General features: G+C 62.1%; 9 protein-coding genes and 1 pseudogene. 3 read left to right on the forward strand and 7 right to left on the reverse strand.

Features of this window, described 5'->3' with window-relative positions; all coding sequences use genetic code 11:
- From eno to IHN22_RS11530, 5 genes and pseudogenes are all read right to left on the reverse strand, one after another.
- Positions 1-521 (reverse strand): annotated as a pseudogene (gene eno, locus IHN22_RS11510) (phosphopyruvate hydratase); the annotation flags it as partial.
- 388 nt (positions 522-909) lie between these two features.
- Entirely contained in the window at positions 910-2,430 is a 1,521-nt protein-coding gene (gene gpmI / locus IHN22_RS11515; protein ID WP_191435478.1) for a 2,3-bisphosphoglycerate-independent phosphoglycerate mutase, read from the reverse strand.
- Positions 2,431-2,463: 33 nt separating this feature from the next.
- Positions 2,464-3,237, reverse strand: coding sequence for a triose-phosphate isomerase (gene tpiA / locus IHN22_RS11520; protein WP_191435480.1), 774 nt, complete (start codon positions 3,235-3,237; stop codon positions 2,464-2,466).
- Positions 3,238-3,360: 123 nt separating this feature from the next.
- On the reverse strand, positions 3,361-4,629 hold the full coding sequence (locus IHN22_RS11525) for a phosphoglycerate kinase (RefSeq protein ID WP_191435482.1): 1,269 nt from the start codon (positions 4,627-4,629) through the stop codon (positions 3,361-3,363).
- Entirely contained in the window at positions 4,626-5,120 is a 495-nt protein-coding gene (locus IHN22_RS11530) for a tRNA (cytidine(34)-2'-O)-methyltransferase (RefSeq protein ID WP_191435484.1), read from the reverse strand. Before IHN22_RS11530 ends, IHN22_RS11525 begins: the two co-directional genes overlap by 4 nt.
- A 193-nt stretch (positions 5,121-5,313) precedes the next feature.
- On the opposite strand from IHN22_RS11530, the gene proB reads away from it, so the two are divergent.
- From proB to IHN22_RS11545, 3 genes are all read left to right on the forward strand, one after another.
- A complete protein-coding gene (proB, locus tag IHN22_RS11535; protein ID WP_191435486.1) occupies positions 5,314-6,126 on the forward strand; it encodes a glutamate 5-kinase in 813 nt (270 codons plus the stop codon).
- A 41-nt stretch (positions 6,127-6,167) separates the two neighbouring features.
- On the forward strand, positions 6,168-7,415 hold the full coding sequence (locus IHN22_RS11540) for a glutamate-5-semialdehyde dehydrogenase (RefSeq protein WP_191435487.1): 1,248 nt from the start codon (positions 6,168-6,170) through the stop codon (positions 7,413-7,415).
- A gap of 87 nt (positions 7,416-7,502) precedes the next feature.
- The gene (locus IHN22_RS11545; RefSeq protein ID WP_191435489.1) at positions 7,503-7,829 is read left to right on the forward strand and encodes a hypothetical protein; all 327 of its coding nucleotides are present in this window, start codon (positions 7,503-7,505) and stop codon (positions 7,827-7,829) included.
- Between the two features lie 42 nt (positions 7,830-7,871).
- Here IHN22_RS11545 and IHN22_RS11550 read toward each other — a convergent pair whose 3' ends face one another.
- Positions 7,872-9,077: a class I SAM-dependent rRNA methyltransferase gene (locus tag IHN22_RS11550; RefSeq protein ID WP_191435491.1), complete on the reverse strand. Its 1,206-nt coding sequence runs from the start codon at positions 9,075-9,077 to the stop codon at positions 7,872-7,874.
- A 78-nt stretch (positions 9,078-9,155) separates the two neighbouring features.
- Positions 9,156-9,288: anaerobic ribonucleoside-triphosphate reductase (gene nrdD, locus IHN22_RS11555; protein WP_191435493.1), on the reverse strand; the 133-nt coding region annotated here is incomplete at its 5' end.

Below are 9,288 nucleotides of genomic sequence, written 5' to 3' on the forward strand. Positions count from 1 at the left end.
CCCACGGGCATGATCATGAACTCCTGGATCTCCACGTTGTTGGTGGCGTGAGCGCCGCCGTTGAGGATGTTCATCATGGGCACGGGCAGGACCTTGGCGTTGACGCCGCCAATGTAGTTGTACAGGGAGGTGCCCAGGCTCTCGGCAGCGGCCTTGGCGCAGGCCAGGGAAGCGCCCAGGATGGCGTTGGCGCCCAGCTTGGTCTTGTTGGGGGTGCCGTCCAGAGCGATGAGGGCCTTGTCGATAGCGGTCTGGTCCAGCACGTTCATGCCCACCAGGCACTCGGCAATCTCGGTGTTGACGTTCTTCACAGCGGTGAGGACGCCCTTGCCCAGGTAACGGCTCTTGTCGCCGTCGCGCAGCTCACAGGCCTCATAGATGCCGGTGGAAGCGCCGGAGGGCACAGCAGCGCGGCCCACGGTGCCGTCTTCCAGATAAACCTCAACCTCAACGGTGGGGTTGCCGCGGCTGTCTAGGATCTCACGGCCCAGAACGTCAACGATCTCGATGATCTGCTTCATGGTAAAAAACTCCTTTCGTATTGGCGGCGGGGGATGACCCCCGCCATACAGGGGTATCGGATTGTGGGGGGCGGGCCTTCGGCCCGCCGGGTCAATATTTGGTACGGCGGAACTTCCGCCGGATACCGCTTAGTTGAGGATCAGCGTCTCTCCGTCCATTTCTGCGGGCTTCTCCAGGCACCCCACGCGGCAAGCCGCGCGGGGACCCCGAATCTTTTTATCTGCTCGGGGCAACCACCCGCAAGGGGTGCGCCACATCCGTAAGGCGGCAAAGACGCCAACGGCTGTGCAGTAAATTGCCCCGGCATCAAGGTTTTGACCTTCGGCCAAAACGCTTGGACGGCGTAAGCGCCGCCCGCCTGCAGCGGGGATAGACCTTGAAAAGCCCTTAATTCAGGATCAAGGTTTCGCCATCCATCTCTGCGGGCTTTTCAAGGCCCATCAGATCCAGCATGGTGGGGGCGATGTCGGCCAGGCGACCGTCCCGCAGCTTCACGTCGGCGCCCACGATGTAGAAGGGCACCAGGTTGGTGGTGTGGGCGGTGTAGGGAGTAACCCCGTCGTCGTCCAGCATCCGGTCGGCGTTGCCGTGGTCGGCGGTGATGAGGGTCACGCCGCCCATCTTGGTGGTGGCCTCCACCACCTTGCCCACGCCCTCGTCCACAGCCTCCACGGCCTTCACAGCGGCGTCAAACACGCCGGTGTGACCCACCATGTCGCAGTTGGCGAAGTTGAGGATGATGACGTCGTACTTGCCGCTCTCGATGCGCTTAACGGCCTCCTCGGTGACCTCGGGGGCGCTCATCTCGGGCTGCAGGTCGTAGGTCGCCACCTTGGGAGAGGGGATCAGGCACCGGTCCTCGCCGGGGAAGACCTGCTCGGCGCCGCCGTTGAAGAAGAAGGTCACATGGGCATACTTCTCGGTCTCGGCGATGCGCAGCTGGGTGTAGCCCTGGCGGGCAATGTACTCGCCAAAGATGTTCTCCAGCTCCCGGTGGGGGAAGGCAATGAGCACATTGGGCATGGTAGCATCATACTCGGTGGTGCAGACGTAGGTCACGGGGAAGTAACCCTTCTTCCGCTCCACGTCGGTGAAGGCGGGGTCCACAAAGCAGCGGGTGATCTCCCGGGCCCGGTCGGGGCGGAAGTTCATGAAGATGATGGAGTCGCCCTCCTTCACCTTGCCCTCCTTGGTGCACACGATGGGCTCCACGAACTCGTCGGTGACCCCGGCGTCATAGGACTTCTGCACACCGTCCACAGGATCGGCGTTCTCAGTGCCCACACCCAGCACAATGGCGTCATAGGCCCGCTGCAGGCGGTCCCAGCGCTTATCACGGTCCATGGCGTAGAAGCGGCCCATAACGGTGGCCACCTGGCCCACGCCCAGCTCCTTGCACTTGTTCACCAGCTGCTCCACGTACTCCTTGCCGGAGGCGGGGGGCACGTCGCGGCCGTCCAGGAAGCAGTGGACGAACACCTTGTGCAGGCCTCGCTTCTTGGCCATCTCCAGCAGGGCAAAGATGTGGGTGATGTGGCTGTGGACGCCGCCGTCGGACAGCAGGCCGAACACGTGCAGCGCGCCGTCCCGCTCCTTGCAGTCGTCCATGGCCTCGATATAGGCCTCATTCTCAAAGAAGCTGCCGTCCTGAATAGCCTTGGTGATCCGGGGCAGGTCCTGGAACACCACCCGGCCTGCGCCGATGTTGGTGTGACCCACCTCGGAATTGCCCATCTGGCCCTCGGGCAGGCCCACATCCATGCCGGAGGCCGCCAGCTTGCAGCCGGGATTCTCGGCAAAGATCCTGTCCAGATTGGGGGTATGGGCGGCGGCGATGGCGTTGCCAGTCTTGTCGCTGCGCAGGCCGAAGCCGTCCATAATGATGAGAGTAGTCGGTGTTTTACTCATAGTTTACCTCTGTTCTCTGCCAAAAACGCTATCTTATTCCTGGTTGGCGGCGTTGATAATCTCCACAAAGTCGGGAGCCTTCAGGGAAGCGCCGCCGATCAGGCCGCCGTCCACGTCGGGCTGAGCCAGCAGCTCCTGGGCGTTCTTGGCGTTCATGGAGCCGCCGTACTGGATGGTGACGGAGCGGGCCACGCGGGCGCCGTACAGCTTGCGGATGACGGCGCGGATGGCCTCGCACACCTCGTTGGCCTGCTCGGCAGTGGCGGTCTTGCCGGTGCCGATAGCCCAGATGGGCTCATAGGCGATGACCACATGGCGCATCTTGTCGGCGGGCACGCCGGACAGAGCGGCCTTCACCTGGTAGGAGATCAGGTCCATGGTGACGCCCAGCTCACGCTGCTCCAGGCTCTCGCCCACGCACACGATGGGGTACAGGCCGGCCTCCAGGGCGGCGTGAACCTTCTTGTTGACGGTGAAGTCGGTCTCATTGTAGTACTGGCGACGCTCGGAGTGGCCGATGATGACATACTTCACGCCGATCTCCTTGAGCATTTCAGGAGAGACCTCGCCGGTGAAAGCGCCGTGGGACTCGTAGTGGCAGGTCTCAGCGCCGATGGCCACCCGGCTCTCCTTGAACAGGCGCACAGCAGCCTGAAGGTTCACAGAGGGCACGCACAGCACCACCTCGCACCACTTGGGCTTGCCGATGAGGGGCTTGAGCTCCTCGGCAAAGGCCCGGGTTTCGGAGAGGGTCTTGTTCATCTTCCAGTTGCCGGCAATAATGGTTTTGCGATATCTTCTGTTCATGGGTAGAATTGGCCCCTTTCTTCTATTTTTCTCTCTTGGGTTCCGACCCCATTCGGGTCTGCGCGGCAGGGGACTGCGCGCGCCGTTGTCGCGCTGCGGCGGCTTCGCACGCCTCCGCGCTTTTTACTTGTCCAGCAGGCAGGCCACGCCGGGCAGCTCCTTGCCCTCCATAAACTCCAGGCTGGCGCCGCCGCCGGTGGAGATGTGGGTCATCTTGTCGGCATAGCCCAGCTGCTGCACAGCGGCAGCGGAGTCGCCGCCACCGATGATGGTGATGGCGTTGCTGTTGCTCAGAGCCTCAGCCACAGCCTTGGTGCCCTTGGCAAAGGCGGGGAACTCAAATACGCCCATGGGGCCGTTCCAGATGACAGTGCCGGCATCCTTCACAGCGTCGGCGTAGGCGGCAATGGCCTTGGGGCCGATGTCCATGCCCATGCAGTCGTCGGGGATGTTCATGCTGTCCACCAGGATGGGCTCGGCGTCGGCAGAGAACTCCTTGGCACAGACGGTATCCTCAGGCAGGAGCAGCTTCACGCCCTTCTCCTTGGCCTTCTTCATCATGTCGTTGCAGTAGTCCAGCCAGTCCTCCTCCAGCAGGGACTTGCCCACGGAGCCGCCCTGAGCCTTGAGGAAGGTGTAGGTCATACCGCCGCCGATGATAATGGTGTCGGCGATCTCCAGCAGGTTGTTGATGACGCCGATCTTGGAGGACACCTTGGAGCCGCCCAGAATTGCCACCAGGGGACGCTTGGGATTGGCCAGAGCGCCGCCGATGATCTCCAGCTCCTTCTGGATCAGGAAGCCGGACACGGCGGGCAGGTACTGGGCCACGCCGGCGGTGGAGGCGTGAGCGCGGTGCACGGCACCGAAGGCGTCGGACACATACACCTCAGCCATATCAGCCATGGCCTTGGCCAGGGCGGGATCGTTCTTGGTCTCACCCTTCTCAAAGCGGGTGTTCTCCAGCAGCATGATCTGGCCGGGCTTCAGAGCGGCGGCCTTGGCCTGGGCGTCGGGGCCCACCACGTCGGAGGCCATGATGACCTCGCGGCCCAGCAGCTCGCTCAGGCGCTTGGCCACAGGAGCCAGAGACAGCTTGGCCAGGGACTTCTTCCACTCCTCCTCAGTGATGGAGGCAGGGTCCTTGCCCTTCTCGGCCTGCTTCTTCACATAGGAATCAAAGGTGGCCACAGGCTTGCCCAGGTGGGAGCAGGCAATCACAGCAGCATTCTGATCCAGCAGGTACTGGATGGTGGGCAGAGCCGCACGGATGCGCTTGTCGTCGGTGATGGCGCCGGTGGTCTTGTCCTGGGGCACGTTGAAGTCGCAGCGCAGCAGCACCTTCTTGCCGGCCACGTCGATGTCTTTTACGGTTTTCTTGTTGTAGTTCATACTATACTAGCTCCTTTCATCTCGCCTTCCCCGGCCAGTCCGGGAAAATCCAGTTGTCGCAGGGCTTCGTACGCTAGGATCGCCGCTGAGTTGGAAAGATTGAGGCACCGGGCCTGTGCCCGGATGGGGATACGAATACAGCGCTGCCGGTATTTCTCCCGGAACTGCTCCGGCAGCCCGGCGGTCTCCTTGCCGAAGATGAGGTAGCACCCATCCCGAAATACGGCCTGGGTATAAGGCCGCGGGGCTTTGGAGGTGGCCAGCCAGATATCCTCCGCGCCGGTTTTCTGGAAGAAGTCCTCCAGATTTTCATAGACCCGCAGATCCACCAGATGCCAGTAGTCTAAGCCAGCCCTTTTCACGGCCTTGTCACTGATATCAAAGCCCAAAGGCTTAATCAGGTGGAGTCGTATGCCTGTAACCGCGCAGGTACGGGCAATGTTGCCGGTGTTTTGTGGTATTTCCGGTTCGAAGAGCACGATATTCAGCATTTTATTCCCTCTTTACGCCTCTATCACTGTTCAGCGCAGGCTATTGTACTCCAAAATTCCGTGGATTTCAACCGTAAAAGCATGAAAAAGTGGTAAAACGTATAGTTTTCTTTGCGCAAACCATCACTTCTTTCCTTTACTGCATTGCGAAACTGTGGTATGATGCTCTCAGACGCAAGATCAGGCAAGGAGGATGAACGCTTTGCAGCGCAAGAAACAGGTACGTCGATTGGTGGTCAAGGTGGGTACTTCCACCCTCACCCGGGACACCGGGAGCCTCAATCTTCAAAATATGGAACGACTGGCCCGGGTGCTCTCCGATCTAGAGGGGATGGGCTATCAGGTGGTGCTGGTCTCCTCCGGCGCCATCGGCATCGGCACCAAGAAGCTGCGGCTGGATGCCCGCCCCACCGAGCTGCGGATGAAGCAGGCCACCGCCGCCGTGGGCCAGTGCATAATGATGCACATCTACGACAAGCTTTTCGCAGAGTATAACCGCACCGTGGCTCAGATCCTGCTCACCGGCGAGGATGTAGACGCCCCCGTCCGGTCGGAGCACCTGCACAACACCTTTGAGGCCCTGCTGGAGCTGGGGGTCATCCCGGTGGTCAACGAGAACGACTCGGTGTCCTCAGCGGAGATCGAGACCGGCCAGTGCAAGGTGCTGGGCGACAACGACACCCTGTCCGCCATTGTAGCCCGGCTGTGCGGGGCCGACCTGCTGGTGCTGCTCAGCGACATCGACGGACTGTACGACGCCGACCCCCGCACCCATCCCGAGGCCCAGCTGATCCACCATGTGGAGTCTGTCACCCCGGAGCTGCGGGCCATGGCCGGCGGCGCCGGCACCTGGCGGGGCACCGGTGGCATGGCCACCAAGCTCAACGCCGCCCAGATCGCTCTGGACGCCGGTATCGAGATGGTCATTGCCAATGGCAGCAACATCGAGTCTCTTTATGATATTGTAAACGGCGCCGACATCGGCACCCGTTTCGCCGCCCTCTGAATTCCCTCGCCCAACCTTATACATAAAAGGAGTGACAAGTTATGACGCAGCTGGAAATGCAGGGTCTGGCCGCCAAAAATGCCAGCCGGGTGCTCTCCATTGCGGGCACCTCCAAGAAGAACGCCGCTCTGGAGGCCATCGCCTCCGCTCTGGAGGCCCGCCAGGAGGAGATTCTGGCCGCCAACCTGGAAGATATGACCGCCGCCAAAGCCGCCGGAATGCGCCCCTCCCTCCAGGACCGGCTGGCGCTGGACGGCTCCCGCATCGCAGGTATCGTGGACGGTGTGCGGCAGGTGGCCGCCCTCCCCGACCCCATCGGTGAGACCACCAAGATGTCTACCCGGCCCAACGGCCTGGTCATCGGCAAGCGCCGGGTACCTCTGGGCGTCATCGGCATCATCTATGAGGCCCGGCCCAACGTCACTGTGGACGCCGCCGCTCTCTGCCTCAAGTCGGGCAATGCCGTTATTCTCCGGGGCGGCAAAGAGGCTTTCCACTCCAACCAGGCCTTTGTCTCCATCATGCGGGACGCCCTGGAGTCCGCCGGTCTGCCCCGTGACTGCGTGGCCCTGGTCACCGACACCACCCGCCAGAGCGCCACCGAGCTAATGAACCTGACGGAATATCTGGACGTGCTCATCCCCCGTGGCGGCGCAGGTCTGATTAAAAATGTAGTAGAGAACGCCAAGGTGCCGGTGATCCAGACCGGCGTTGGCGTGTGCCATGTGTATGTCCACGGGGAGGCCGACCTGGATATGGCCGCCCGCATTATCCACAATGCCAAGACCTCCCGGCCTTCGGTGTGCAACGCCGCTGAGTGCCTGCTGGTGGACCGGGCGGTGGCCCGGGACTTCCTGCCCATGGCCTGGCAGCTGCTCCAGACCAAGAACGTGGAGCTGCGGGGCTGCCCCGAGACCCGGGCCATCCTGGGCGACTTCGTGGTCCCCGCCACCGAGGAGGATTGGGATACCGAGTTTGGCGACTATATCCTGGCTGTCAAGGTGGTGGGCGGCTTTGACGAGGCGGTGGAGTTCATCCACGCCCACGGCACCGGCCACTCCGAGGCCATCGTCACCAACAACTACTTTGCCGCTCAGCAGTTCCTGGACCAGGTGGACGCGGCGGCGGTGTACGTCAATGCCTCCACCCGCTTCACCGACGGCAACGAGTTCGGCCTGGGCGCCGAGATCGGCATCTCTACTCAGAAGATGCACGCCCGGGGCCCCATGGGCCTGGAGGAACTGACCTCCAGCAAGTTCGTGATCTACGGTACCGGCCAGATCCGCTGAGCATAGAATGGAGCGGCCCCATACGGAATTCTTGTTACATACGGCGGGCAGCAATGCCCGCCGTATGAATTTGTAGGGGGTGCTTCCATGCTGGAACGCCAGATCAAGCCGGAGGGCGGCATGGTATACTGCGACCTGGGCAAGCTGTGCCCGGAGGCCGGTCAGATCATCGACTGTGCCCTGACCCTGACCCAGGTGCTGCCGGAGCGGCGGGTGGCCCTGGCGGCGGAACTGATGGACGGGGATACCTGTCTGGGGGCCCGGCTGTTCACCATCCCGCCCCACCATGAACCGGCCGCCGCCGATCTCAGACTCACCGGCCTGCGCTTCTACCTGCCCGAAGGGACCGACCGTCCACTCACTCTGCGGGCCGACGCCCACTATATGGACCGAAACGAGCGCTGTCTGCTTTAAACATACAGGGGCCGCTGCCAATGGCAGCGGCCCCTGTGCTTTTTATTGTTCGTCCATGACCTGGAAGATGTAAAATTTCAGATAGAGGGACTGATCCGCCCCCCACAGCACCGGGTGGTCGGCAGCCTGGGTACGGTACTCCACCTGCCGCAGGCGGCGGTGAGCGTCCCGGGCGGCCTCCCCGATGGTCTTGGCCAGCAGCTCGGGGGTCATGAAGTGGGAGCAGGAACAGGTGGCCAGATAGCCTCCGTTTTTCACCAGCTTGATGCCCCTCAGGTTAATCTCCCGGTAGCCGGTGACTGCCTTCTTGACGGAGGCCCGGGACTTGGTAAAGGCAGGCGGGTCCAGGATCACCAAGTCAAATTTTTCGCCCTTTCTTTCGAGCTCAGGCAGCAATTCAAACACATCATGGCACTCAAATCGCACCCGGTCGCTCATGCCGTTGAGTTCTGCGTTGCGGGTGGCCTGATCCACACCCAGCTGGGAGGCGTCCACACCCAGTACCTCTCTGGCGCCGCCCTTGGCGGCGTTGAGGGCGAAGGCGCCTGTGTGGGTGAAGCAGTCCAGCACCCGGCCACCTCTGGCCAGAGGCTGAATGGCCAGCCGGTTGTACTTCTGGTCCAGGAAGAAGCCGGTTTTCTGGCCCTCGGCTACATCCACCTGGTACCGGACCCCGTTTTCCACAATTTCCACCACCGGGTCGAAGGGTTCGGACAGGAAGCCCTTCACCCGCTCCATGCCCTCCTTCAGACGGACCTTGGCATCGCTGCGCTCGTAGATGCCCCGGATAGTGATGCCGTCCTCGGCCAGAATATCCACAAGCAGCTTCAAAATGGTGGATTTCATCCGGTCAATGCCCAGGGCCAGGGATTCCACCACCAGTACGTCGGAGAACTTATCCACCACCAGGCCGGGCAGGAAGTCGGCCTCACCGAAAATGATGCGGCAGGAGGAGGTGTCCACCGTGTCTTTGCGGTACTGCCAGGCAGCGCGCACCCGCATCTCCAGAAAAGCCTCGTCAATAACGGTGTCCGCTTTCCGGGACAGCGCTCGCACCGTGATGGTGGAGGCCCGGTTGAGGAAGCCCACCCCCAGAGGGTAGCCGTTGTAGTCCTCGATGCGGATCACATCGCCGTCGGCGGGCTGACCCACGATCTCACCGATCTCATTGTCATAGATCCAGGGGCCGCCGGCCTTGAAGGAGCGGCCCTCTCCCCGCTTCAGGCGGATAGCAGGCATATCAGCCATACACAAAATCCTCTCTATATCAAAATGGGGCGGGGCAGAGCCCCGCCCCTATGTTTTTCCTTCTCAGCCGCGGTCAGGTTACACGCCGTGCTTCACCCGGTCGTGCTCCTCAGCCCGCTTGGCGTTGTTGAAGCGGTCCAGGGTGCCCACCAGGTAGCCGGTGATGCGGCGGATGCGCTCAAAGGGCACGCCGTCGGCCTCGGTGCGGCCG

This window comes from Flavonifractor sp. An112 (assembly GCF_904377885.1).
Taxonomy (GTDB): Bacteria; Bacillota; Clostridia; order Oscillospirales; family Oscillospiraceae; genus Flavonifractor; species Flavonifractor avicola.

What these genes read in the sequence shown, in the direction of transcription:
- gpmI (WP_191435478.1), bottom strand. Translation starts at nt 2,430, where the DNA reads ATGAGTAAAACACCGACTACTCTCATCATTATGGACGGCTTCGGCCTG.
- tpiA (WP_191435480.1), bottom strand. Translation starts at nt 3,237, where the DNA reads ATGAACAGAAGATATCGCAAAACCATTATTGCCGGCAACTGGAAGATG.
- IHN22_RS11525 (WP_191435482.1), bottom strand. Translation starts at nt 4,629, where the DNA reads ATGAACTACAACAAGAAAACCGTAAAAGACATCGACGTGGCCGGCAAG.
- IHN22_RS11530 (WP_191435484.1), bottom strand. Translation starts at nt 5,120, where the DNA reads ATGCTGAATATCGTGCTCTTCGAACCGGAAATACCACAAAACACCGGC.
- proB (WP_191435486.1), top strand. Translation starts at nt 5,314, where the DNA reads ATGAACGCTTTGCAGCGCAAGAAACAGGTACGTCGATTGGTGGTCAAG.
- IHN22_RS11540 (WP_191435487.1), top strand. Translation starts at nt 6,168, where the DNA reads ATGACGCAGCTGGAAATGCAGGGTCTGGCCGCCAAAAATGCCAGCCGG.
- IHN22_RS11545 (WP_191435489.1), top strand. Translation starts at nt 7,503, where the DNA reads ATGCTGGAACGCCAGATCAAGCCGGAGGGCGGCATGGTATACTGCGAC.
- IHN22_RS11550 (WP_191435491.1), bottom strand. Translation starts at nt 9,077, where the DNA reads ATGGCTGATATGCCTGCTATCCGCCTGAAGCGGGGAGAGGGCCGCTCC.